This window comes from Paenarthrobacter sp. YIM B13468, from assembly GCF_042788025.1.
Lineage (GTDB): Bacteria > Actinomycetota > Actinomycetes > Actinomycetales > Micrococcaceae > Arthrobacter > Arthrobacter aromaticivorans.
In genome coordinates, this window is record NZ_JBHZPI010000004.1 from 122423 (window position 1) to 146107 (window position 23685).

General features: G+C 59.5%; 17 protein-coding genes. 10 read left to right on the forward strand and 7 right to left on the reverse strand.

Annotated features, from left to right (window positions below):
* Nucleotides 1-14 precede the first annotated feature (14 nt).
* Nucleotides 15-1139, reverse strand: coding sequence for a DNA polymerase III subunit beta (dnaN, locus tag ACFX4T_RS05610; protein WP_216924394.1), 1125 nt, complete (start codon nucleotides 1137-1139; stop codon nucleotides 15-17).
* A 565-nt stretch (nucleotides 1140-1704) separates the two neighbouring features.
* On the reverse strand, nucleotides 1705-3126 hold the full coding sequence (gene dnaA, locus ACFX4T_RS05615; RefSeq protein ID WP_216924396.1) for a chromosomal replication initiator protein DnaA: 1422 nt from the start codon (nucleotides 3124-3126) through the stop codon (nucleotides 1705-1707).
* A 464-nt stretch (nucleotides 3127-3590) separates the two neighbouring features.
* Here dnaA and rpmH point away from each other — a divergent pair, with 464 nt between their 5' ends.
* The 8 genes from rpmH (at nucleotide 3591) to ACFX4T_RS05655 (ending at nucleotide 9258) form a co-directional block, all read left to right on the forward strand.
* Nucleotides 3591-3728 carry a 50S ribosomal protein L34 gene (gene rpmH / locus ACFX4T_RS05620; RefSeq protein WP_011776797.1) on the forward strand — a complete coding sequence of 46 codons (138 nt, stop codon included), beginning with the start codon at nucleotides 3591-3593 and terminating at the stop codon, nucleotides 3726-3728.
* A 41-nt stretch (nucleotides 3729-3769) separates the two neighbouring features.
* Complete coding sequence (gene rnpA, locus ACFX4T_RS05625) at nucleotides 3770-4180, forward strand: ribonuclease P protein component (RefSeq protein WP_377651071.1); 411 nt, start codon at nucleotides 3770-3772, stop codon at nucleotides 4178-4180.
* 91 nt (nucleotides 4181-4271) lie between these two features.
* Nucleotides 4272-4613 carry a membrane protein insertion efficiency factor YidD gene (gene yidD / locus ACFX4T_RS05630; protein ID WP_377651168.1) on the forward strand — a complete coding sequence of 114 codons (342 nt, stop codon included), beginning with the start codon at nucleotides 4272-4274 and terminating at the stop codon, nucleotides 4611-4613.
* A gap of 16 nt (nucleotides 4614-4629) precedes the next feature.
* The gene (gene yidC / locus ACFX4T_RS05635; RefSeq protein ID WP_377651072.1) at nucleotides 4630-5604 is read left to right on the forward strand and encodes a membrane protein insertase YidC; all 975 of its coding nucleotides are present in this window, start codon (nucleotides 4630-4632) and stop codon (nucleotides 5602-5604) included.
* Nucleotides 5604-6155: a R3H domain-containing nucleic acid-binding protein gene (locus ACFX4T_RS05640; RefSeq protein ID WP_216924404.1), complete on the forward strand. Its 552-nt coding sequence runs from the start codon at nucleotides 5604-5606 to the stop codon at nucleotides 6153-6155. The genes yidC and ACFX4T_RS05640 overlap by 1 nt, the downstream gene beginning before the upstream one ends.
* A 6-nt stretch (nucleotides 6156-6161) precedes the next feature.
* On the forward strand, nucleotides 6162-6812 hold the full coding sequence (gene rsmG / locus ACFX4T_RS05645) for a 16S rRNA (guanine(527)-N(7))-methyltransferase RsmG (protein ID WP_377651073.1): 651 nt from the start codon (nucleotides 6162-6164) through the stop codon (nucleotides 6810-6812).
* Between the two features lie 129 nt (nucleotides 6813-6941).
* Nucleotides 6942-7955: a ParA family protein gene (locus tag ACFX4T_RS05650; protein ID WP_254186270.1), complete on the forward strand. Its 1014-nt coding sequence runs from the start codon at nucleotides 6942-6944 to the stop codon at nucleotides 7953-7955.
* A gap of 67 nt (nucleotides 7956-8022) precedes the next feature.
* On the forward strand, nucleotides 8023-9258 hold the full coding sequence (locus ACFX4T_RS05655) for a ParB/RepB/Spo0J family partition protein (protein ID WP_377651074.1): 1236 nt from the start codon (nucleotides 8023-8025) through the stop codon (nucleotides 9256-9258).
* Between the two features lie 5844 nt (nucleotides 9259-15102).
* Here ACFX4T_RS05655 and trxA read toward each other — a convergent pair.
* The 5 genes from trxA to ACFX4T_RS05680 all read right to left on the reverse strand — a co-directional run bounded on the left by trxA (nucleotide 15103) and on the right by ACFX4T_RS05680 (nucleotide 21155).
* Nucleotides 15103-15429, reverse strand: coding sequence for a thioredoxin (gene trxA, locus ACFX4T_RS05660; RefSeq protein ID WP_216924410.1), 327 nt, complete (start codon nucleotides 15427-15429; stop codon nucleotides 15103-15105).
* 37 nt (nucleotides 15430-15466) lie between these two features.
* Nucleotides 15467-16423, reverse strand: a complete 957-nt coding sequence (gene trxB, locus ACFX4T_RS05665) for a thioredoxin-disulfide reductase (protein WP_377651075.1) — start codon at nucleotides 16421-16423, stop codon at nucleotides 15467-15469.
* A 290-nt stretch (nucleotides 16424-16713) separates the two neighbouring features.
* Nucleotides 16714-18420 carry an ABC transporter substrate-binding protein gene (locus ACFX4T_RS05670; RefSeq protein WP_377651076.1) on the reverse strand — a complete coding sequence of 569 codons (1707 nt, stop codon included), beginning with the start codon at nucleotides 18418-18420 and terminating at the stop codon, nucleotides 16714-16716.
* Between the two features lie 141 nt (nucleotides 18421-18561).
* Complete coding sequence (gene murJ / locus ACFX4T_RS05675; RefSeq protein ID WP_377651077.1) at nucleotides 18562-20625, reverse strand: murein biosynthesis integral membrane protein MurJ; 2064 nt, start codon at nucleotides 20623-20625, stop codon at nucleotides 18562-18564.
* A gap of 26 nt (nucleotides 20626-20651) precedes the next feature.
* Nucleotides 20652-21155: an NUDIX hydrolase gene (locus ACFX4T_RS05680; protein WP_216924651.1), complete on the reverse strand. Its 504-nt coding sequence runs from the start codon at nucleotides 21153-21155 to the stop codon at nucleotides 20652-20654.
* A gap of 196 nt (nucleotides 21156-21351) precedes the next feature.
* Here ACFX4T_RS05680 and ACFX4T_RS05685 point away from each other — a divergent pair, with 196 nt between their 5' ends.
* Nucleotides 21352-22833, forward strand: coding sequence for a CCA tRNA nucleotidyltransferase (locus ACFX4T_RS05685; protein ID WP_377651078.1), 1482 nt, complete (start codon nucleotides 21352-21354; stop codon nucleotides 22831-22833).
* Nucleotides 22830-23411 carry a histidine phosphatase family protein gene (locus ACFX4T_RS05690; RefSeq protein ID WP_216924419.1) on the forward strand — a complete coding sequence of 194 codons (582 nt, stop codon included), beginning with the start codon at nucleotides 22830-22832 and terminating at the stop codon, nucleotides 23409-23411. The genes ACFX4T_RS05685 and ACFX4T_RS05690 overlap by 4 nt, the downstream gene beginning before the upstream one ends.
* Nucleotides 23412-23685 lie beyond the last annotated feature (274 nt).

A 23685-nucleotide genomic window follows, 5' to 3' on the forward strand; every position in this document is an offset into this window, starting at 1 on the left:
TATGTGGCGGATCGCTAGTTTGGCAGGCGAACCGGCATCACGAGGTAGCGGTAATCGTCCTGGTCATCGCCATCAGCTTCAGCCTGGGCCGTGATCATGGCCGGTTTGGGAGCAGTGGTGAAGGAGAACCGAACGTATTTGGTCTCGATGACGCTCAGGCCTTCAACGAGGTAGTGCGGATTGAATGCGACGGTGATGTCTTCGCCGGAAAGCTGGGCTTCCAGTTCCTCAGACGCCTGAGCATCTTCACCGGTACCGGCGTCGAGGTTCAGCAGACCCTGGCTGAAGGCCAGGCGGACCGGTGTGTTGCGCTCAGCCACAAGCGAGACACGACGCACTGCTTCAACGAGTTCCTGTGTTTGGACCGTTGCGTGGATGGGGGTGGAATCCGGGAAGAGCGAGCGGATTTTTGGGTAGTCGCCATCCACCAGCAGGGATGTGGTGGTACGGCCTCCGCTTTCGAAGCCGATCAGGCGGCTGTCGTCGTCAGCGAGGGCAAGGTTGATGTCGCCACTGCCACCGAGGGTCTTTGCCACCTCGTTCAGGGTCTTCGACTTGACCAGCGCGCTGGTGGAAATGCCCGGAGTGACAGGCTTCCACGGGACTTCGCGCATCGCGAGGCGGTAGCGGTCGGTGGCCAGGAGGGTGATCATGTCATCCTCGATTTCCATGCGCACGCCGGTGAGGATCGGCAGGGTGTCGTCCTTGCTGGCGGCGATGATCACCTGGGAAACAGCCTGCGCGAACGCGTCACCTGGCAAAGTGCCACTGATGGCCGGCAATGCCGGAAGAGCCGGGTACTCAGTTTCAGGCATCGTAGCCAGGTGGAAACTGCTTCGGCGGCAGGTGAGAGTGACTTTGCTGCCGTCGGTCTCAACTTCCACTGGAGCCGAAGGCAGGCTGCGGCAAATGTCTGCCAAGAGACGGCCGGACACCAAAATAGTGCCTTCCGTAGCGATATCCGCAGGGATCTCGAGGCGGGCGGAAGTCTCGTAGTCAAAGCTCGAGAGGCTTACGGTTCCAGCCTCGGCTTTGAGGAGGAGACCGGAAAGCACAGGTACGGGCGGCCGCGGAGACAACGACCGCGCGGTCCACGTAACGGCTTCTGCCAGGACGTCGCGGTCGACTCTGAACTTCACGGAAGGGTGCCGCCTTTCATTGCTGCTGCCAAGTAGTAGCTGCGAATTCCTGCTTGGAACCCGCCAAACCTTTGCTGTCCGATACCGGAACCTGCATGGTCCGCACTCAAGCGAACTACAAACAGACCCAAGGATGGGAGCGCTGCTGACAGCTTAGCCGGAAGATCCGCGATTAACCCATCCCCGGCAGCACTCACCTCTCGTATGTGGACAGCCGCAGGCTGGCCTTGGCCTGGCTGTTCGGCAGGCCTTGGTGTGGGGCAGAACGAGATTGTTATTTGAGGGATTTCAATTTTTTGGGATTCGTAGTGTTAATAACTGCTGTGGAAACTGTGGATAACCGGGTCTGGCCGCGCAGTTTCGGGGTTAAGCCCTGTTCATGGACTGTGCGTTAACTGGGTTTTAAACAGGGTGTGGATGGGGACAACTCCCAACCCGGTTTTTAACGATCCACAGATGCCTTAAGGGTTTTAAGCCCATTAACCGCGCTTGTCCCCTTAAGTATCCACAGGGTTATCCACACGCACCTGTTAATAAGGTATGTAGTGCGCGGAGGAATGTGGATTCAGGAGTCGCGCTGCTGCTGTTTGATGCGGTTAGTGAGTTCAGTGACCTGGTTGTAAATCACACGACGCTCGGCCATCAGCTCACGGATCTTGCGGTCGGCGTGGATCACAGTGGTGTGGTCGCGTCCGCCAAGTTCCTGCCCGATCTTCGGCAAGGACATGTCAGTGAGCTCGCGGCAGAGGTACATGGCGATCTGTCGCGCCGTGACGAGCGTGCGCGTACGGGACTTGCTGCAAAGCTCTTCCATGCTGAGCTTGAAGTAGTCAGCGGTCTGGTCCAGGATCTGCTTTGCGGTGATCTCCTGGGCGCCGTCGTCAGTGATGAGGTCCTTGAGGACCATCTCGGCCAGAGCCACGTCCACAGGCTGACGGTTCAGGCTGGCAAAGGCGGTGACGCGGATCAAGGCACCTTCAAGTTCCCGGATGTTGCTGGAGATCTTGGAAGCGATGTACTCCAGGGCGTCGTCCGGTGCAGACAATCCTTCGCTGAGGCCCTTCTTGCGGAGGATGGCAATGCGTGTTTCCAGTTCCGGCGGCTGGATGTCCGTCAGGAGGCCCCACTCGAAACGGGAGGTCATCCGGTCCTCGAAGCCCGCCAACATCTTGGGAGGCTGGTCGGAGGTAATGACCACCTGCTTGTTGGCGTTGTGCAGGGCGTTGAATGTGTGGAAGAACTCCTCCTGGGTCCGGTCTTTGCCCGCCAGGAACTGGATGTCGTCGATCAGCAGCACATCCACGTTTCGATAAGTGGTCTTGAAGCTGGTGCCTTCGTCATCGCGGATCGAGTTGATGAAGTCATTGGTGAACTCTTCGGAGTTGACGTAGCGTACGCGAATTCCGCTGTACAGGCGTCGGGCGTAGTGTCCGATCGCGTGAAGAAGGTGCGTCTTGCCGAGTCCGGAGTCGCCGTAGATGAACAACGGGTTGTAGGCCTTGGCAGGTGCTTCGGCTACTGCAACGGCGGCCGCGTGGGCAAAGCGGTTGGAGGAACCGATCACGAAGGTGTCGAAGATGTACTTCGGGTTCAGCCGGCCGAATTCATGTGAGGTGCTGGGCGGTGTCGGCTGAGGCTTCGGCTCTGCGGCCAGGTCCGGCATCGCGGAAAGCTCGACGGCGGGTTCCGGCTCTTCGTGGATGGGCACAAGATCGGTGTCAACGTCGATCGCGCAACGGATGTCATCGGAAAAAACGCCGCGCAGGGCATCGTCAAGTGCGTCCTTGACCTGGGTCTGCAGGACTTCGCGGGTGAGCTCGTTGGGAACGGCGACCAATAGCGTGGAGCCGATGAGGCCTTGGGCCTGGGCGAGGATGACGAAACCGCGCTGGCGGGGTGTGACCCGGTCGTCTTGTTCGAGAAGGCTCAGCACCCTGCGCCAGGAACTTCCGACAGTATTGGCGTGGTTGGCTTCGTCTACTGTCATCAATCAGTTCCTAAATACTTGCTTGCCGGCGTTGCTGGCAGCCGAAGTGTCTCCGACTGGCGATGTTTCCGGGGTTAATCCACAGAGTTATGCACAGCGGGTGGACAATGGGCTACTGAGCCACTCTAGGGGATGGAATCGCTAGAAGATAGCTGGGAAGTTGCTTGTGGATAATTACACCGTTGTGGTTCTGATTTGGGCCTTGTGAGCCACTTCATCCACAGGCTGTGCAGCGTTCCTTGACACAACTGTGGATAGCTGTGGGAATGGCTTCCGGTTTGACTGAGGGTGCCTTTTTGCCCTAACGTTGTGAAGTCCTCTGTGTCCGCTTTTGTGATCAGTTGCATCGACGTACGTTTATCGTGCGGCAGGCAACGGCGGCAGGCACATACAAAACTTAGCGTCGGCCAGTTCTTCCCCTTTTGATCGGGTGGGCGCACCTTTGATCCACTGGAGTAACTAACGTGAGCAAGCGGACTTTTCAGCCGAATAACCGCCGTCGGGCCAAGAAGCACGGCTTCCGCCTTCGTATGCGCACCCGTGCCGGCCGCGCCATCCTGGCTGCACGTCGCGGCAAGGGCCGCGTCGAACTGTCGGCGTAAATAACTGACTTGTCGGTCAGGGTCTTTTTGCGGGTTCGACGGTGCTAGCCACCCCAAACCGTCTGCGGACGTCTACCGACTTTTCAACAACTGTACGTTCCGGCGTCCGCAATGGACGCCGGAACTTAGTGTTATATACGGCCCCTATTGGGGCCGCGGAGCCGAGTCGAATCGGCTTCATTGTCTCCAAAGCCGTCGGGAACGCCGTGACCAGGAACCTCGTTAAGAGGAGACTGAGAGAAGCAGGCGCACTGTCCTTGCACACGCATGGAACGGGCCTGGCGGTCGTGGTCCGGGCACTGCCCTCAGCTGCATCTGCCAGCTGGGAGCAACTGCTTTCGGATTACAACGCCGCACTGGCAGTAACGACGAAGCGACTGGGTGGATCAGTTCCACGCAGCGCTTCGCCAGAACACAACGGCACCACAAGGGAAGGGACACCGCGTGCATGACATAAGCACCGCCGTCGTTCCTTCCTCAGGTGACCCCTCTGGTTTAAGCAACCCCACCGGCAAGGTTCCCCACGGGAACCCGTGGGCGGCGGTGGGCAAGTTCATCTGGGAGCTGCCTCGGAATATTCTCATTCTCCTGCTGAAGACGTACCGCAAGGTCGTTTCACCCCTGTACGGCCAGGTTTGCCGGTTCTTTCCGTCCTGCTCGGCGTATGCCCTGGAAGCAGTGACGGTGCACGGCGCCATGAAGGGTAGCTGGCTCGCAGCCAAGAGGCTCGCCAAATGCCATCCTTGGAATGCTGGCGGAGTGGACCATGTCCCCGCCGGCCATCGTCATTGGCCTGAAGGCCAGACGCCCACAATTGTTGTACTGAACAATCCGGACCAGTTCCTGGCTGCTCAGGCTGATGAAGAAGGCCGCACTGCGGCCTAACGAATAGGGATATCGTATGGACTTCTTTGGAACAATCATGTTTCCGTTCAAGTGGCTGGTGTCAATCATCATGGTTGGCTTCCACGACGGACTGAGCTTCATCGGGCTGCCCGCCGCCAACGGCTGGACCTGGACGCTGTCGATCATCGGCCTCGTGCTGGTGATCCGTGCCGCCCTGATTCCCGTCTTCGTCAAGCAGATCAAGGCCCAGCGCGGAATGCAGCTGCTGCAGCCTGACTTGAAGAAGCTGCAGACCAAATACAAGGGCAAGACTGATCAGCTCTCCCGCCAGGCAATGGCGCAGGAGCAGATGGCCTTGTACAAGAAGCACGGTACCAACCCGTTCTCCGCATGTTTGCCCATGCTGATCCAGATGCCGTTCTTCTTCGCGCTGTTCCAGGTGCTGTCTGGTATCTCGACCGCCAAGAACGCCGGCGAAGGCATCGGTGCGCTGAGCCACGATCAGGTCATCGAGTTCGATCAGTCGAGCATCTTTGGTGCGCCACTCTCCGCATCCTTGCTTCATGGCGGTGCGCCCGGCAGTGAAGTTGCCGTCTGGACCCTGTCCATCATCATGATTCTTGCCATGACTGCGTCGCAGTTCATTACGCAGAAGCAGATCATGGCCAAGAACATGTCCGAAGAAGCATTGGCCAGCCCGTTCATGCGCCAGCAGAAGATGATGCTCTACATCCTGCCGCTCGTGTTCGGTATCGGTGGTATCAACTTCCCCATCGGTGTCCTGATCTACTGGACCACCACCAACCTCTGGACCATGGGACAGCAATTCTTCGTTATTCGCCGCATGCCCACTCCGGGCTCGCCTGCCGCGAGGGCACTGGAAGAGCGCCGCGCCGCGAAGGGCCTGCCGCCGCTGCTGGGTGGCAAGAAGAAGGACGACGACGACGCCGAGGCTGCCGCCGCCGCTGCTGCGGCCGAGATCAGGGCCCAGCGCGTCCAGCCACAACGTAAGAACAGGAAGAAGAAGTAATGTCTGCTGAGAGCACTGAAGATGTAACTGCCGCCGCGACTGAGGAACAGGACGACACGCAGGAAGAGTCGCTGTCCAAGACGGCCAGCCGCCTCGAAGAGGAAGGCGACATTGCTGCCGACTACCTCGAGGAACTCCTTGATATCGCTGACATTGATGGCGACATTGACATTGAGGTCCGTAACGGTCGTACCTACATCTCCATCGGAACTGATGAGGAATCCGCCGCCTTGGATAGCCTCGTAGGTCGCGACGGCGAAGTCCTCGAAGCCTTGCAGGAGCTGACCCGACTGTCGGTCCTTTCCGCAACTGAAAGCCGGTCCCGTTTGGTGTTGGACATCAACGGATACCGCAAGGAACGTGCCGGCGTCCTTCAGCAGATCGCAGAAGACGCCGTTGCCAAGGTCAAGGAATCCGGTGGGACCGTTGCACTGGAGCCGATGAGCGCCTATGAGCGCAAGATCGTTCACGACGCCGTCGCTGATCTCGGATTCGTCTCCGAATCCGAGGGCGAGGGCGCTGGCCGCCACATCGTGGTCTCGGCTGACTAGCGGCTCATGGTTGAAGTTACCGCAACTGAACTGCAGGCGGCAGAGAAGATCTTTGGGGAGCGCCTGGATCTCGCCAAGCGCTATGTAGAACATCTGGCTACGTCCGGGACCGAGCGCGGGCTGATCGGTCCTCGTGAGATCCCCCGCTTGTGGAGCCGCCACGTTCTGAACTGTGCAGTCATCGAGTCAGCCATTGCCATGGACAGCCATGTGGCAGACGTTGGGTCCGGTGCCGGACTTCCTGGCCTGTGCCTTGCAATTGCCCGTCCAGACCTTGAGTTGACTTTGATTGAACCTCTTGAGCGTCGAGTCATCTGGCTTCAGGAAGTCGTGGACGACCTTGGCCTGGACAATGTGACCATCATGCGAACCCGCGCTGAACTGGCTGTGGGATTGGTGGACGCAGACGTCGTTACGGCACGCGCAGTTTCGGCTCTTTCCAACCTGGCTGGCCTGACCATCCCCCTGCTGAATGGCAAGGGGGAGGTTGTGGCGATCAAGGGTCGCAGCGCTGCCGAAGAAATTGAGAAGGCCAAGAAGGTCATCCGTAAACTTGGCGGCGTGGAAACGTCCGTTGTGGTTTGTGGACAGGAGCTTTTGGAGGAACCCACCACCGTGGTGAGGATCATCGTCAACAAGCCCGGAAAGACGGGCTAGTCTCCGCTCGGTTTCCCGCGTGTCGGCGGCTGAGCAGTTAGGCTAGAGAACGGCAGCAAGCGCCGAATGAGAGTGAGAGTGTGACCAGTGGGCAGTAGCGAAACCTCCACGCAACGGATCCCCCCCTTTATGTCCTTGGGGTCCGCGCGGGCCATGGCCACACCCTCGGCGTCACTGCAATCCGCCATTGTGCGAACGAATTCAGTTGAAAATGCTGCCGTTTCACGTGAAACGCTGACGGATGAGGTTCACAACGTGATGGACTCCATCGATGATTCGAGCCCCATCGCTCGCCAACTGGCCAACGAGACGCGCCGACGCGAGCGGCTGATCGGACGTGAACTCCCGAAACCTGATCGGACCCGGATTTTCACGGTCTCCAATCAGAAGGGTGGCGTTGGCAAGACGACCACCACCGTCAACATTGCGGCTGCCCTGGCGTCTGCCGGTCTCAACGTCCTGGTCATTGACATCGATCCCCAGGGAAATGCCTCTACGGCCTTGGGCATTGAGCATCACGCAGACGTGGACAGCATCTACGACGTCCTGATCAACGATCTTCCGTTGAAAGACGTAGTGGCTCCTTGCCCTGACATTCCCAACCTCATCTGCGCTCCTGCGACCATCCACTTGGCCGGCGCGGAAATCGAGTTGGTTTCATTGGTGGCCCGGGAACAGAGGCTTCGTCGCGCCATTGACGTCTACTCCAAAGAGCGGGAGAAGAACGGTGAGGGACGTTTGGACTTCATCTTTATCGACTGCCCGCCCAGCCTGGGTCTATTGACTGTCAATGCGTTCTGCGCCGCCAGCGAGGTCCTGATTCCCATCCAGTGCGAGTACTACGCCCTGGAAGGCTTGAGCCAGCTGCTGAAGAATATCGAGATGATCCAGAAGCACCTCAATGCTGACTTGGTGGTTTCGACCATTCTCCTGACGATGTATGACGGCCGGACCAACCTGGCCGCACAGGTAGCCTCCGAGGTTCGGCAGCATTTCCCTGAGCAGGTTCTGAGCGCTGTGGTTCCCCGTTCGGTACGCATCTCTGAAGCGCCGAGCTATCAGCAGACCGTCATGACCTATGATCCTTCTTCGAGCGGCGCGTTGTCCTACATGGAAGCCGCCGCCGAGATCGCTGAACGCTAGAATTCTTGAAACACTGCAACAGCCTGGGCCGGTCCGCGCTCGGCTATTCCATCGGAGGGATGAATCAATGAGCGAAAAGCGAAGGGGCCTCGGCAGGGGTCTTGGGGCTCTCATTCCTAGCTCGCCCGCGGCGGCCCAGGGGAACGGCGCTGCGCCCTCCCGCCCAGTGGATCTGTTTTTTCCGGAAGCCCGTAAGACAGCGGAACCGGTGGAAGCGGCCGATGCGACGACGCCCGCCACTACGGCCGACTCCGGGACTTCGAGTGGAGCTGGCGGTTCGCGTTCCGACGCTGCGAAGGAAGCATCCCAGTCCGCTTCCAAGGCACCTGCCGCAAGCAGGTCCAGTGAGGCAAAGGCCCCGGCGTCCAAGCCATCCACTAAGCGCTCTTCATCTCCCGCGGTGAAGTCCGCCGATGCAGAGACGAGTGCCACGGCGTCTTCTGCTCCTGCTGCAGCTACTTCACCCGAGGTGGAGTTGGTCGAAGTTCCGGGAGCGAGATTCGCTGAAATACCGGTCACGGACATTCACCCCAACCGCAAACAGCCTCGATCTGTCTTCGATGAAGACGACATGGCCGAGCTAGTGCACTCCGTCAAGGAAATCGGAGTCCTCCAGCCAATTGTTGTACGTACTTCAACCGAAAAGGGTGGAGAACCGTACGAGCTCGTAATGGGTGAGCGTCGTTGGCGTGCCGTTCAGGCCGCTGGTCTGGAAACGATCCCCGCGATCGTCCGTGACACCACTGACGACGACCTTCTGCGCGACGCGCTGCTGGAGAACCTGCACCGTAGCCAACTGAACCCCTTGGAAGAGGCAGCCGCATACCAGCAGCTCCTGGAGGACTTCGGCACCACGCATGAGCAGCTGGCCGATCGCATTGGTCGCTCCCGCCCTCAGGTGTCCAATACGCTGCGTTTGTTGAAGCTTCCTCCGTTGGTGCAGCGCCGCGTCGCAGCCAGTGTCTTGTCAGCCGGCCACGCGCGTGCTCTCTTGGCGTTGCCTGATGCGGCCGCCATGGAGCGACTGGCACAGAAGATCGTCGCTGAGGGGATGTCTGTACGAGCCACTGAGGAAGCCGTGGCTTTGTATCAGGACCCGACGACGCCAGCAAAGAGTGTTATTCCCAAGCCCAACGCCCGGCACGAGCGGCTGGACTATTTGGCGTCATCCCTTTCCGATCGTCTAGACACCAACGTGAAGATTACCCTGGGTGCCCGCAAGGGCCGCGTCAGCATCGAATTTGCCAGCGTGGAAGATCTCAACCGAATCATGGATGTTTTGGGACCGGGTTCCGAAGACTAGTTCTTCGGTCCAACTGAATGGGGTTTGCCTTGTGGCAGGCCCCATTTTTGTTCTGGAGTGACTTTTTGTTCACAGCGCGGATTGTTGGGCTTTCGGGGGTCGTGCAGCTCAGTGGTGTCTATGGTTTCACGTGAAACATGCCGGAGTTGCCGTCGAAACCGCTGAGGATACCTGTTTCGGGTCTAGCCGGCTTCTGCGTTGTGGATACATGTCGCTCGATGCTTCGTCCCGGAAAGCGCGTCCGGTGCTTCGCGTGGTCCCTTCGGGATGACAACTCAAAAGCCGATTCGTTCATTTCGCTGGCGCAGCCTATGTCCACGCATTCGTGCCCGCGCCAGCCTGGTCGGTCTTTGAGCTTGCTTTCCTGGGGAAGGATCCATCTGGTGCAGGTGCTGCTAATGGCACTGGAGGATTCTGGTCTATTGCTCTAGCGCTTCTCTATTGGGATGATCCTGGCTCCGCAGGGACCGGAACGGCTCATGAACGGCAGTCGTTTCACGTGAAACGCGCCCGCCGGTGAGGATGCCAATCTGCCCGCTTCCTTTCTCCCGCGCTCGGCACTGAGTTTGGGACTTGCAGGCGTAGATTTCTGCATCTGAAGTCGCCGGAGAGAGCTTCAATCCATTAGCTGCCTGACAATCGCAAATGAACCATTTGTCCTATCCCGATGATGCGGTGATGCGGTGAGGCGTTGCCTGCACGATCCCATCCGTAGCCCCGACACAGGCTCTACAAGCCGCTAATCTGACGTCCGCGGGGGTAAGACCCTCCTTTGAACCGGAGTGCTCCGAACTCTGATCTTGATGTGAGCTTGCGTGTCCCGGAGCGGAACCACTTTAGGGCTTCGGAGCTTGCGCCCGTGCTCGTGCTTTGCTCTATCGCGGACGTCATGAGGTCTTGCCCCTCGTGGATTGTTTCACGTGAAACGGAACCTCCCCCTGTGAACTCAGCGGACGGACTATCCTCGTCTAGGCAGGGAACAGAGTGAATCCGACAGCGGCACACTAGAAATGCTGACTACGATCCGCGCCGTCTTATAGTGTGGGTCTTCGTAGGGAGGCACTGGAGTGTTTCACGTGAAACACGCAGATCTTTAGCCGGGCTGAAGTAGATGGCGGGTGGGAACCCAGGAGCGTCGGGACAGAACGAAGAATCGAACTACAAGCCTGCTATTCGTGTTCGTTGGGAGGGCCGAAACACCGTATCGCGGTAGGCGTCGACCATGACTGCCAATTCCAAGACCCTCCATGGCCGGACAGTTCTACGTAGGGTCAGGGAATGTCTCCGCTCGTTAGATGCTTACTGAGAGACGACTCCCTGTTGAGACGGTTCATGCTTTCAGTGCCTGCCATTTCTGAAATGGTTCGTGCTCTCGTGATCCAACTGCGCCTGCGTGTTCATGTAGTTCAGAGGCGTAGGGGGCGGAAGCACAACGGCCGACTGGCGGTTTAGTAAGCTAGTCGGCCTTGGATTTTCCTGTAGGTAGCCGGCGGGCTGCAGCACCGCAACCACACTTCCTCGCCGAAGGCAGTGGCGGTTTTCAAGCCGGTACTTCAGTCCATGTCGATCTAGGATGTTCTGCTCACGGCACGGGCGGCTCCTGAACTGTCGTCCTGTGCTGCCGACTGAGTGGTTGTATGACCTGGCAGGCCCTGTTGCCGGCGGCGACCAAAGGCCTCGAGCGTACTATGCAGGTGGACCGTCGAGTCGGCAGAGTCAGAGAGGACGAAGGTGTCCCTCCCCATGTCCTGAGACCAGACGAACGATTGAGGCAGGGAGAGGCTCGGGGCTCCGTCCAGGAGACGTCTCCCCTGTTGCGTCTCCCACAGGGGCGACAGTCATTCCTCCGTGACTTCTGGGCGGCACGGCCTGGAGGTACTGGCGGTCGAAGCCGTGCCCTTGGTTCATCTAAGCCCTTCGTGCAAAGTAGCAATTCCAATGGTGATCTCTCTGGCTATTCCAGGTAGATGGCTTGCTCCACGGCTTGACCTGGGCTGCCACACAGCTAGACCTGGCCCGGAGACGCCGTCTAACGCTGGGGGTCCTTCATGCGGTCCACGTAGACCACGGTCCCACGGCTATGGACACTGAGTGATTTGGGGAGTGATGCCGCAACATCAGGCCTAGCGCTGGTTGAATGGGACGGCAGGGCTGTGGATAGATCTGATGTTGTACGTCTCTCTGAAAGGGCCGTGTACTGCTTCTGGTCTCAGCTATAGTTCGAGTTGTGCAAGTCGAGCATCACCCCGTCTTTGAGAACATCCTTAAGGGACAATACTGAGTCGTCGCTGAGCTTCGTCGCCGAAGAGTATTTGTTTCACGTGAAACACGGTCCCACCCTCTACTGCGCGACGGAGCGGCGTGTGAGGCACGGAGAAAGCACATGTTTGGGCGGTGGATAAGCCTGTGGATAACTGTGGGGATAAGCCTGTGGATGGTTCGTGGGTACACGCCCCTTGGCGAGAGCAGTTTCGTTGCGAGCGAGGAACACCTTGACCACGCTCGACCCTGAGTAGACGGCCGTATGTTCCACGTGAAACGCTCCACCGCCGCAAGGGGTGTAGTTCATGTCACATGACCCCAAAACACTTTGATTTGCGGGGAATTTGGCGCACTTCCTAGCAGCGGCGAGACTCAGTATGCCGCTGCTTTCGAGAACGCACCACGAAGGCGAAATTTAGCGACCAGAATGAGCCGAGCGCCGAGCTTTCCAAAAGATGCCTGAATGCTCTTGTGGGCAGTGGAAAAGCCTGTGGATAACATTGTGAATAACGCGACCCGTTCTTCCAGCCTTTCTCTCGCTGCTGCCTTCACGCGACATGGGTGTTTAGGGCCTCCTCACAATTAGACGGAAGCTAGACTCCATCTCCGAAGCGACTGCCGTGGAGGCGGTCCAGCCCGATCACCACCCAGGGCCCTTCCGTCACCCTTTACATCGGTCCATCAGCTTTCCTAGAGAGTCACGCTCCATGAGGGGCTGGTTCTACAGAGCTGCCAGATTCGGGTGTCGACAGTCAGCAGGGGCATCTTTGATCCGATGTCTCCGGGCAGGACATGACTGACGGGTTACGCAGACTGCGCTGAGCTGGACAGCCGCCCCAGGGGCTGGCACTGATCCAGAGAACACTGGGTCCTGCCCAGGAGTCGCTGTATGGCGGCTCGCCAATAGTTCAGGCAAGGAGCACAGTCTCGACGACTATGCGAGTTCGTGATGTTCGTTCGGGCATCGCAGGAACCCACACGGCGTTTGTTATGGGCGTGGTTGGATGCAGTCGTCCTCTAGATTTGCGTGCTATTGGACCAGGCCACCCTCGGCCCATGCACGGCCAAAGGCTGTCGGATGTTAGTCCCGCTGACAGTATCTAGCAAGACAGTCAGGTTCCTGACTATGCCCCCCGACTCCGTTCGTGTTTCACGTGAAACAGCACTGCCTCTAGGTGCCCGTCGCGGCCGTGAGATGAAGTGAAAGGCCTGGTTCCCGAGAGTGAGTCCGCAGGGTCGTGGCGTACTGAACGGCGCGGGTAGCTCTCTGGTTGAGACAATGCACTAGGCAGTTCAGACTCATGTCTCTATTTGAAGGTATCGAGCCTTATCCCTTCCTGGGTTTCGTCTAAGCTGAGCGGGAGCCGTGGCTGAATCACCCAACAGTAGGCTGGCCAGCCCCTAGGCTCCGCAAGAGGTGACATGCCAATAGGGAGTCCGCCTATCGATAGGTGAGAAAACATCGAAAACATCGATGATCCCGCCTGGAGGGACCGATAAGACATCGGGGTACCTTTCCAAGGCGTCTGTTCGACCCTCGAAGAGCCCCCATGGCCCTGTGAGCGGCCCCGTTGTAGTGCAGGCCTCTAGCCCCACCTGTCGTGCCTCCGTTCTTGTGGGGCGATATTAGGTCTTGGAAGCGCCGAAGGTACTGGGAGGCAAGGGCGACAACGAACGAGGCGTAGGTGCAAAACCAGAAGCTGCCGGGCACCGGTCCTTATGTTTCACGTGAAACGGATGTCCGTGTCAGGTGATCCATTGTTCCGAACGAACTAGGACGAAGCAGTGCTGATCCACATGGACAGATTATGCAGTTGGCCTTGTCAGCGGAGTGGCATTAGGCGCGGGACAGTGCGAAGAGTCCGTAAGTCACCATCGACGGTCTGAGATCGAACGCCCATGACGGATTGAAGTTCGACGACCCTCCAACGATGGGACATGAAGCTTAAGTATTGCCTCACTAGGGCCTCGAATATCCACGCACATCCAGGGTCTAGTCCCCAAGTAGAGGAGGGACAATTTGTTGCTCGCTGAGGCTGCAAGAACGTGTAAGGCTCGAGAGTCACTGCCTCCGGAGTGGTTCACATAAGGCTCGGATTGGCCGACTGGAGTGAACGACGTGGCTGTTTGACTGTGGGACGGAGCGGATTTGAAGCGTGGCGGCCGCTCTCAGGCGTATGTCCATAACCTTCGGGCTATCTCTGGCTGGGTGGAGGGCAGTCGGCTACTCCCCCCCGGGGAGGCCTATTCGCAGAGAGAACAGTAGATACGATGCTTCCCGGATGTTTGTACTACATTCGGTGGGCATTATTTCTGAGACCGTCAGGGACGGCGGTTCGTTCGGGTGTCAGTTTTCGCACTCCGATAGCCCATCAAGTAGGTGAGCGTTCGTCTGAGACGGTCAGACAAGAGCGGGGTGCGAACCAAGGCTACCTAGATCCCTGAGTCGCCCGCCGTTGCGTTCGGACAACTTGTCGTGCTGCGAAGTATCAGGGCCTATTTTTACTAGGACCGGCCCCTTCAAAGCCACTCCTATCCTGAGTTGGATCCCTAGAATTCGCAATTCCGGTCAGGGTGCATGGGTGCGTTTCACGTGAAACATAGTGGAGACCGCCTGCCTCTACGATGAACCCACCGCGCCTAACGCAGCATCTATCCTAGGTGAGGAAGGTATGGAACCCAGGCAATACCGAACCTCGGCCGTTTCACGTGAAACATCTACACCGACGCCTCCCTGGTGACAACAGAGGCATCGACTATAGAGAGACGCCAACTCGCGTCCGGGATGCTTCTCAAAGCGCGAGCAGCATGAATTCACTGCTGTTGATTTCGAAATTCTCTTGTATGGGGGCTTAGCGATGCAAACAGGAGCCGCGGAGGGAACTGAAGGACCCCCATTAGGGCACTTGAGACTCGTGGGTGTTGTTTGACATGACCGTACGTTCCCGCGAGGGCGTTGAGTCCAGAGGCGAGGTTCGATGTTGTCACAATGAGGACCGTTGCGGAATCGCAGATTCAAACGAACGCAGCTGATCAACGGAAGGTCTTGTCAGGGTGTCCTTGACATGTTGCTATCCGAAAGACCGTCGGTCGTGACGCAAAATCCGAAGTCCACAGGCATTGAAGCACCATGGGAAGTCGTCCAGGCGCGACTGATGGATTGCATCAGTGGTAGTTTCCCCGTCGATCTAGGTGCGAGCTGAGGCTTGCCGCCCGAGTTGGAGTTAGCTCTGTCCGATTGAACATGACTCCGACAGAACGTCCAGCCGGGGATCATCACTGGACACCGACGACATTCTTCATGGCCCGTGGGGATGTGAGAGAGGATCGGCTGGGAGGGGGTGGGGATGTGAGCGAGGATTGGCTGGGTGGGGTGGGGATGTGAGAGAAGATCCGAGTTTGCCTACCCCAGGTAAGGGGAACCCGGAACCCTGTGCCTGGAGAGCGGGCAAGGCGTCTGGCGCAATCCGACGCTAAAAAACAAACTGTATTGGGTTCAAATTGGCTAAATGCAAGAAGCCGGCGGCTCCCACTCCTTCAGGAGCGACAGCCGCCGGCTTTTCACTGACTAACTAAGGGAACCTAGGACAAGACGTCCGCAAATTCCTTCTCGAAGAACTGCTTCGGCTTGGCGCCGATGACCGTGCTCTTCACTTCTCCCCCGCTGAAGAGGTAGACAGCCGGGATGGACGTGATGCCGTACTCGGCGGCGATGGCCGGGTTGTCGTCGACGTTGAGTTTCACGACGTCAACCTTCTCGCCGTACTCAACGGAGATCTCGTCGAGGATCGGGCCGAGTTTGCGGCAGGGTCCGCACCACTCTGCCCAGAAGTCCACGATAACCGGCTTCTCGGAAGCCAGGACGTCCGTGCTGAAGCTTGCGTCAGTTACGTCTTTAGCGTTGCTCATAACTTTTCCCTTCGTATGGTTGCTGGTCTGGTGAAGCTCAGGATTGCAGGTCTGCGAGGTAGTGCTCGACATCGAGCGCAGCCACACAACCGGAGCCCGAGGCCGTGATGGCCTGGCGGTACGTGGGGTCGATGACGTCGCCTGCGGCGAACACACCCTTGATGTTGGTACGGGAAGTCCGGCCCTCTACGGCGATGGTTCCTTCGGGGGTCAGATCAACTTTGCCCTTCACAAGTTCCGTGCGGGGATCGTTGCCGATGGCGACGAAGACGCCGGTAACGTCGAGTTCAGACTCCGTGCCGTCCACCAGGTTCTTGAGCTTGAGGCCTGTGACCTTGTCACCGCCGAGGACATCCTCTACGGCCGTGTTCCAAATGAAGTTGATCTTCTCGTGTGCTTGGGCACGGTCACCCATAATCTTGGAAGCCTTGAGCGTGTCGCGTCGGTGGACCACTGTAACGGACTTGGCGAACTTGGTAAGGAAGAGCGCTTCTTCCATGGCGGAGTCGCCGCCACCGATGACTGCGATGTCCTGATCCTTGAAGAAGAAACCGTCGCAGGTTGCACACCAGCTAACGCCGTGACCCGACAAGCGCTTCTCGTTCTCAAGTCCGAGCTCGCGGTAGGCGGAACCGGTGGACAGGATGATGGCCCTCGCCTGGAAGGTCTCCCCCGTGCCGATGGTGACCGACTTGATGTCGCCGTCGAGGTCCAATTCCGTGACATCCTCGAAGAGAATCTCGGTACCGAAACGGGCCGCCTGCTTTTCGAAGTTTTCCATGAGATCCGGACCCATGATGCCCTCGGGGAAGCCTGGGTAGTTTTCAACGTCCGTGGTGTTCATCAGTTCGCCACCAGCAGTGACGGAGCCGGCAATGAGCAGAGGCTTCATGTTGGCGCGGGCGGTGTAAACAGCGGCTGTGTAGCCGGCAGGGCCTGAACCTACGATGATGACGTCACGCACCTGAGATGCGTTGTTTTCTGCAATGCTCACTTGGCGTGAACCTCTTCCTTAGTCGATGCTGCGTCTTTCGGGGCAGCCATCTGACTCAACCCCTGTTGCGTTCCAAATATTCCGTTGGAATTGGGGACCCTCAAAGCCACCATCATTCAGGGTACCGTCTGGAGTGGTGGCGAATCGAAGCGGGGACGCCGGATGACTGGTGGCCACATCGGTCACAAGGCCTCGCGGACATGCAAGAAGTAGGTAACAGCACATGCCGTTCTGAAGGCTCAAAACGCGCTCTACTGCGACCTAGTTGGGTAAGGGGAGCGAAAACGGAACTACTGGACCCTGACCTCGGCCAACCGCAGACCAAATCCGAACTGTGTCTTGGGGGCAGCAAGTTTAGGCAGCGTCTTGATGACCACTATGACGTACTGGGTCTGCGTGGGCGCGGCCAGCGGCATCGTCAGTTCCGGGGACGTGAAGCTGTTGGTGCCCACGAGCTTGGCGCCGTCCATTGCGGGACGATCGTTGGTGTAAACGCTGATGCTTCCACCTGATCCGCCCAACTGGTTCAGCACCACTGACTTGACCTCTGTGGGCTCCTTGAGCTTCACCACCAAGGGCATCTCACCTGAGAGTCCACCCCAGTTGGCGGAAGCGAACTCCATGTCGGACCAGTAACTGGCCGGGTTCCCATCAAATGCTTTGGGAAGGTCTTTGTCGAACGATGCAGCGAACGGGAAATCGCCGAGGCGGGTAATGCCATCGATGGCCGGAGGCCTTGCGGGAGCAGCGGTCTCGCTGGGCGTCGGTTGTTCCGATTCGGTGCCCGCTGATGGCGATGACGCTGTTGTTTTGTCTGAGGCCGCGGGAGCGCCGCTCGGCAGGAGGCTGCCCAGATTGGTGACCGCCAGGACAAGGCCCACGATCAATACGGCAGCAAGCAGACCGCCTACGAGCCAACGCATGGACCGCGGCTCGCGTTCCGGGGTTTCGTCCTCGTAGACCTCTTCATCTTCGTAATCTTCAGTGGCAGCAGCCGACGCTGGGAAGCTGGTAGGAGCACGATCGTAACCAGGGTCCGAGCTTCCTCCAGCGGCTTGAGCCGCGCCACCGGCAGCGAGGCCGTAGTCCTCTTCAGACCAGAGGGAAACCTTTGGTTCCCCGGCAGGCTCGCGAGTCGGTGCGGGCTGCGGGTTCACAGGTTGTGAAGCGACAGGCTGCGAAGTGACGGCTTGGGTAGGCGGCTGAACCGGTGCAACGGGCGTGGTAGCAGGCGAAGCTCCGGACGACGGCGACTGTACAGCCTGCGTCGCAGGCTGGGTTCCCGTAGTAGCAGCGGCACCAGAAGCCCCAGCACCGGCAGCCCCATTCGCGGCAGCCCCGGCGTCGTGGTTCTTGGATCCGGCGTTCTTCAGCGCGGCAGCGGCGGCAACTCCTGCTGCCCCGGCGCCAGCCGCAGCAGCAGCGATCTTCCCCGCGAGACCGCCCCTGGCCGATGACGGGCTGGAAGAAGGCATAGGCGGAAGGTTGCTGGCCTGCGTGGCCGGCGCTTCGTGGTCAGCATCCGATTCCGATTGGACCGGGTAGCCATTTTCGTCGTACTGAATGTACTCGGCTTCGTGCTCATCGTCTTCGTAGAGGCCGTCATAGGTTTCGGGCTCGTACGTGCGGGCCTGGCCAAAGATCTCGCTGCCGAGGGTTTCCGTGAAGAACGGTTCCACGTACGGCGGGTGGGTTGCGACCACCAGGTCCAGGAGGTCCGGCGCAGTGCTGTGGTTGGTAATCAGGTACGTGGTGTTGTCGCTGACTCCGAGGTCCAGGATCTGGACATGGCCAGGACGCTCCCCCGTGGCGACTTCGCGGGCGCTCTGAGCTACCTGCTCGGCATTTCCGGGACCGGCAACGAGGATGCTGACGGGGCGGTTGAGGACCTGGTCCACGCCGTCGAGCACCAGATCTTGGTCATGCGAGGTCAATACGGTGGCCGTGACCTTATAGCGGCCGCCAAGCACTGATCCGACGTCGATCGGGTGGGACACGTGTTCCTCCTAGGCTGTCCGGGAGCTGCGGGGCCCTGCACGCGGTCCGCCCGGCGAGCCGGTTGTACCGCTTTTGCAACTACCTGTATTCATTTCTAGCCTAGCCGATTGGCGCCCGCCGCCCATGTTGGCGGCACCGGTTCACTTCTTCCGCTTCTGCCTGGCGTGCTGTCCAACGTCCCCGTCGGCGGGAAAGTAGGGATTTTGGCCAGGTTCGCCTTGGTAGGTTCGCCTGCCTGGCAACGGGACCTGCGGGTGGAACCTTCCTCCTCTGGCCGTGCCCGGTACGTCCTCATCCGGCAGATACTTCGCGTGGGGTTCTTCAGAGCGGGATGTGTCAGCAAAGTCTGGAGTTTTGGCTGGAGCCTCGACGGCGGGCTCCGGTTCGAGTGCCGGGCCGGCCCTGAAGGAGGCAGCGTCGAACTCGCCCGAGATGCGCGGAATCAAACCGGTATCGTCCGAGACCGTGGCGCGTGCCGCCGTCGTGGGTTCAACAGCGGCCCCCGCAACGGCAGGTGCGCCGCGGCCAAAGCGGCCCATCAGCGGGCGCATCAGATCGCGCAGCTCGGTGACATGGAAAACGCGAAGCAGGAGCAGGTAGGCCACCAGCATGACGGGCCCGACGACGACCACGGTCACCAGGGCCGCTGGCCTGCTGCTCCACGCGAAACCATCGGCACGGTAGCTGCCCAGAAGCCACAGCGCCAGAGCACCCGCAATCGCAGAGCCCAGGCCCGCGTAGCCCATGCGGATGTAGGAGTTAGCGATCCGGGGACCATCGAGATGGCCCAGCATGCGGCGCAAGAACCACACGCTGATCACCACGGAAAGAATGTTCCCCAAGGTGTAGAGGACAGCGATCGCATAGATGATCTGGCCCACCGGCAGGAACTGGATGATGAACGCGCCAACAACATAAACGACGGCAAGCAACAGCTGCACATAGAGGGGCGTGCGCGCGTCCTCGTTGGCGTAAAACACGCGCGACATCATGAAGTTTGCGCTCATGAACGGCGTGCTCAACGCCAGGATGGTGAGCGTCTGGGCAAGCATGACGCCGTCCTGGGGCTTCCCGCCGGAGAAGAACATGCCCAGCGGGCCAGCAAGCGCGAACAGCGCCAGTGCTCCAAAAACTGTTGCCACAGCCATGGTTCGCAGCCCATGCGAGAGCGCGTCACGCAGTTCGGCCTTGTTGCCATCCTGTGACGCCCGCGTCATTCGGTTAAAGAGGACAGTGGCCAGCGACAGGGCAATGATCGAGTGCGGCAACAGGTAGAGCTGGCTCGCAACTTCAAGGACGGCGTTACCTGGGAGAGTGGAGGGCGCTGTGGTCTGGCCTGAATTGTCCAGCCGGAGCCGCTCGGCGCCGGGAATTGTGGCAATTTTCATGACGTACAGGAACGCCAACTGCCCGACGGCGGCAGTCAGCAGCGTCCACACGCTCAGCTTGGCTGCCTGGCCCAGTCCGACGCCGCACCATCCGAAACGGGGCCGCAGACCCAGCTTCAGCCTCATGACGGGAATAAGAAGGATGGCGGTTTGGGCGATGACTCCGAAGGTGGAGAACCCGGCAATCAGGAATGTCTGGGTTGGTCCCCAATTATCGAGTGTGTGCGGATTGGTGTAGTTGGCACCCAGGATCCAGATGAACATACCCAGGCCGGCAATGGCCACGACGTTGTTCAGGATGGGGGCCCACATGGCGGGGCCAAATGCGCCGTGCGCGTTCAGGACCTGTGTCAGCAGGGCATAAAGGCCGTAGAAGAAGATCTGTGGAAGGCACCAGAATGCGAAAGTGACTGCCAGAGCCTTCTGCTGTTCCGAGTAGCCCTGGGTCGTTAGGTCGATAACGATGGGCGCGGCCAGGGTCACGAGGGCCGTCAGCGCCAGCAGTACCAGAACAGCGAGGGTCAGGAGTCGGCTGATGTAATCAGCGCCGCTGTCCGCACCCTTGCTGGCCTTGATGATCTGCGGGACCAGGACGGCGTTGAACACTCCGCCAGCCACCAACAGGAAGATCAGGTTGGGAAGGTTGTTCGCGTTGATGAACGTGTCATTGACCGTTGAACCCAGGCCGAGTGCAGCGCCGAGCATCCACGTTTTGGCGAAGCCAAGGAACCGGGAAACCAACGTTCCCGCAGCCATGATGGCGCTGGAACGTGCTTCTCCGGATTGAACGGACTGGGTAGTTTTGGCTTCAGACATCGCCTTTATCGTCCCATGTAGCCGGGTCAGAGGTGTTCGGGGAGCACTTCCCGTGCCAAGTCGGCGATGCGGCGTTCATTTGGGAAGGACAATTTGCGCGCCAATTCCTGGATGGGGACCCATGCGGCGTCCACTGCCTCCTGGTCCGGGTCGTTCTCGATGGTGAGCTCGCCGCCAGTGGCCCGGAGCAGGAAATGGTGAACGGTTTTGTGGACCCGGTGGCCGCTCACGGTGAACCAGTAGTCAATGCTGCCCAGGGGCGCCAGGATGTTGCCCTCGATGCCGGTTTCCTCGGCGATCTCGCGGACGGCAGCTTCCTCGTTGTTCTCCCGGCCTTCCGGATGGCCCTTGGGCAGGCACCATTCAAGCCGGCCACCCCTATTAAGGCGGGCGATAATCGCGACCCGGAGCTCGCCGTCGGACGTGTCTACTACGACACCGCCCGCAGACACTTCCTCCACAGTGGGAAGGGAGGCCTGGACCGGGTGCTGCGGGGCAGGCGCGACGTGCGCGCCGATTGCCGACGGCAACGGTGCGTTCGTCCTCCTGCCAGGAGCGCTCGGGATCGGATTGGCCATGAAGTCCACTCTAACGACTCTTGCCCTCGAGTGATGACCGGGACATGGCCGCAAGATGGACTGCAGGAGACACGCGTTACGGGTCCGCTGGTTTTCGGATGTAACTCTGGCCCAATGCTGCGGAAAAATCTGCCAAGCTTAAGGAACTATGGCGCACGTATTGGACAGTTCTTCAGTTAACTTCACCATCGATCCGGTGGTGCTCGATCTCGGGCAGCGCTTTGTCGACGCCGGCTTCGAGCTGTCCTTGGTTGGTGGACCTGTGCGCGACCTTTTCCTGGGGAGGACGTCCCCGGACCTGGACTTCACCACAGACGCGACGCCCGACCAGACGATCTCCGTCATCAAGAAGTGGGCTGACAACTTTTGGGAAATCGGACGCGCTTTCGGCACGATCGGGATGAAGAAGAACGGCTTCCAGATCGAAGTCACCACGTACCGCGCCGAAGCGTACGATCCTGACTCGCGTAAGCCCGTAGTCGCCTTTGGCAACTCCCTGACCGAGGACTTGCTGCGCCGCGACTTCACCATCAATGCCATGGCCTTGCGGCTGCCGAGCCTGGAGCTGGTGGACCCTTTCGGTGGCGTCCGGGACCTCCACGCCTCCGAACTCGCCACTCCCGGCGCCCCTGAGGCGTCCTTCTCGGATGACCCGCTGCGCATGATGCGGGCGGCTCGTTTCGCGTCCCAGCTTGGCGTGTCGGTTCACGACGACGTCCGTCTCGCCATGTCCCAGATGGCGGACCGCATCAAGATCATCTCCGCCGAGCGGGTCCGGGATGAACTGGTCAAGCTGATTAACGGCGCGCACCCGCGCGTCGGCATCGACCTCCTTGTGGATACGGGGCTGGCCGAGTTTGTCCTTCCCGAGGTATCCGCGCTTCGCCTGGAAGCCGATGAACACCACCGCCACAAGGACGTTTATCAGCACTCCCTGCAGGTCCTTGAACAGGCCGCGGCGTTGGAAACCGGTGTGGACGGTCCCGTACCGGGCCCGGACTTTGTGCTTCGGTTCGCCGCGTTGATGCACGACGTCGGCAAGCCGGCTACGCGCCGGTTCGAACCGGGCGGCGCGGTGAGCTTCAGGCATCACGACGTTGTGGGTGCCAAGCTGACGGCCAAGCGAATGAAGGCGTTCCGCTTCGACAACGAGTCGATCAAAGCGGTGTCCCGACTGGTCGAATTGCACATGCGGTTCTATGGGTACGGAGACGCCGGCTGGACGGATTCTGCGGTTCGCCGCTACGTGACCGATGCCGGTCCGCTGCTGGAACGCCTACATCGGCTCACGCGATCCGATGTCACCACGCGTAACCAGCGCAAGGCCGACCGCCTGTCCTTCGCCTACGATGACCTTGAGCATCGAATCTCCGCGCTCTTGGAGCAGGAATCGTTGGCGGCTGTCCGGCCTGACCTCGATGGAGCGCAGATCATGGCGCTTCTGGGGCTAAAGCCAGGTCCTGTCGTCGGCAAAGCCTACAAGTTCCTTCTGGAAGAACGGATGGAACACGGCCCGCTGTCCCCGGAGGAAGCCGAGAAGAAGCTCTTGGCGTGGTGGGAAGCGCAACCCGAGTCCGCCGTCGTCGAACTTTCAACCGAAACCGCCGCAGAAACCAAGGAGTCCTCATGAACGCCGCGATCTCCCCGCGTCCGCAACTTTGGATCCTTCGCCACGGCGAGACGGAATGGTCCAAGAGCGGCCAGTACACAGGCTTGACCGACCTTCCCTTGACGGTCGAAGGTGAGCAGCAGGCTGTCGAAGCGCGCAAAGTCCTTGAGGGCATCGACTTCGACCTCGTTCTGACCTCTCCACTGCGTCGCGCCCGCCGCACGGCTGAACTTGCAGGCTTTCCCGATGCTGTCCACGAGCCGCTGGCGGTGGAATGGAACTACGGAGACTATGAGGGCGTCAGCTCCGACCTCATCCGCAAGGACAATCCGGACTACCTCATTTGGACGGACGGCGTGCCCAACGGCGAAACGCTGGACGAAGTGGCCGCCCGCGCTGACAAGATCATTGGACGCGTCCTGGAATCGGGCATGGACAATGTCCTGGTAGTGGCACACGGGCATTTCTCCCGGATTCTCACAGCGCGTTGGCTGGAAATGGACGCCAAGGAAGGCCGCCACTTCATTCTTGGAACAGCCAAAGTATGCACGCTTGGCTGGGATAAGCGGACGCCGGCGATTGTCCGCTGGGGCCTCTAAAACGCGAATTTAGAAAAACTTTTGGCTAAATAGCGAATTGTGCTGGTCAAGACTCCTATTCATGGGGTAGCTTGTATCTTGTTCCCAGAGCGACCCGCCGGGAACAAGGCGCGCATTACCCCGGTTAATCAGCCGGACGTAATGCCACAGCGGAAAAGGAGGTTGGGAAAAATGATTACTTTGACTAGCGGATGGAATGTGACCGTCACTGCTACCCCGGCCTCTTGCGCTGATCGACGCCCTTTTTCGAAGTATTTTTCGAAGCACTGACCAC

Coding starts and splice junctions, on each gene's coding strand:
- dnaA (WP_216924396.1), bottom strand. CDS start 3,126: ATGACAGTAGACGAAGCCAACCACGCCAATACTGTCGGAAGTTCCTGG.
- yidC (WP_377651072.1), top strand. CDS start 4,630: ATGGACTTCTTTGGAACAATCATGTTTCCGTTCAAGTGGCTGGTGTCA.
- ACFX4T_RS05640 (WP_216924404.1), top strand. CDS start 5,604: ATGTCTGCTGAGAGCACTGAAGATGTAACTGCCGCCGCGACTGAGGAA.
- rsmG (WP_377651073.1), top strand. CDS start 6,162: ATGGTTGAAGTTACCGCAACTGAACTGCAGGCGGCAGAGAAGATCTTT.
- ACFX4T_RS05650 (WP_254186270.1), top strand. CDS start 6,942: ATGTCCTTGGGGTCCGCGCGGGCCATGGCCACACCCTCGGCGTCACTG.
- ACFX4T_RS05655 (WP_377651074.1), top strand. CDS start 8,023: ATGAGCGAAAAGCGAAGGGGCCTCGGCAGGGGTCTTGGGGCTCTCATT.
- trxA (WP_216924410.1), bottom strand. CDS start 15,429: ATGAGCAACGCTAAAGACGTAACTGACGCAAGCTTCAGCACGGACGTC.
- murJ (WP_377651077.1), bottom strand. CDS start 20,625: ATGTCTGAAGCCAAAACTACCCAGTCCGTTCAATCCGGAGAAGCACGT.
- ACFX4T_RS05685 (WP_377651078.1), top strand. CDS start 21,352: ATGGCGCACGTATTGGACAGTTCTTCAGTTAACTTCACCATCGATCCG.
- ACFX4T_RS05690 (WP_216924419.1), top strand. CDS start 22,830: ATGAACGCCGCGATCTCCCCGCGTCCGCAACTTTGGATCCTTCGCCAC.